1 pseudogene is annotated in these 590 nt (G+C 76.6%); it reads left to right on the top strand.

Annotated features, from left to right (window positions below):
- Positions 1-81 precede the first annotated feature (81 nt).
- Positions 82-590 (top strand): annotated as a pseudogene (locus NBW84_RS06885) (hypothetical protein); the annotation flags it as partial.

Genomic DNA, 590 nt, shown 5'->3' with positions numbered 1-590 from the left:
TCCAAGGACATGCCGCCGGGAGGGCCGCCGGGAGGGAGAGCGTCCGGAGGGACGGCCTTCGAGGACGTGACGATCCGGCGCATGGCCCGCCGGGCGGCGCGCTCCGGCGAACGAGTGTCAGGTGTCGTCGAGGCGGGTGGACGCTGTTACGACACCCACGCGGTGCCGCTGGCCGCCGCGGACGGCACGGTGACGTCGGTGGCGTTGGTCGCCACCGACGTCACCGAACGCGAGCAGGCACGGGCGAAGCTGCGCATCCGCGCGGCCGAACAGGCGATCGTGGCGGACCTGGCCCAGCGCTGCCTGCACAGCGCCGAGCCGCGGCCGCTGTGGCGCGCCGCCGCGCGGATGATCGCCGACCATCTGCGCGCGGACGCCGTCACCGTGCACGAGCTGCCGCCCGGGCGCACCGGGCCGTGCCTGGCCACAGCCGTCGGGACACCACCGGAAGCCGGCATCCTGGTCACGTCGGCCCTCGCGACCCGCGGCCCCCTCCACTCCGACGGCATCCCCGCCCCCGACCGGCAGGACCCGCCACGGCCCGCGGGCCCGCACAACCGGCGGGACCCCCAGGACCAGGACCAGCAGGG

The sequence above is a fragment of the Protofrankia sp. CiP1_Cm_nod2 genome (assembly GCF_920664355.1).
In the GTDB taxonomy this organism is placed as follows: Bacteria; Actinomycetota; Actinomycetes; order Frankiales; family Frankiaceae; genus Protofrankia.
This window is presented reverse-complemented; position numbering and strand designations above follow the sequence as displayed.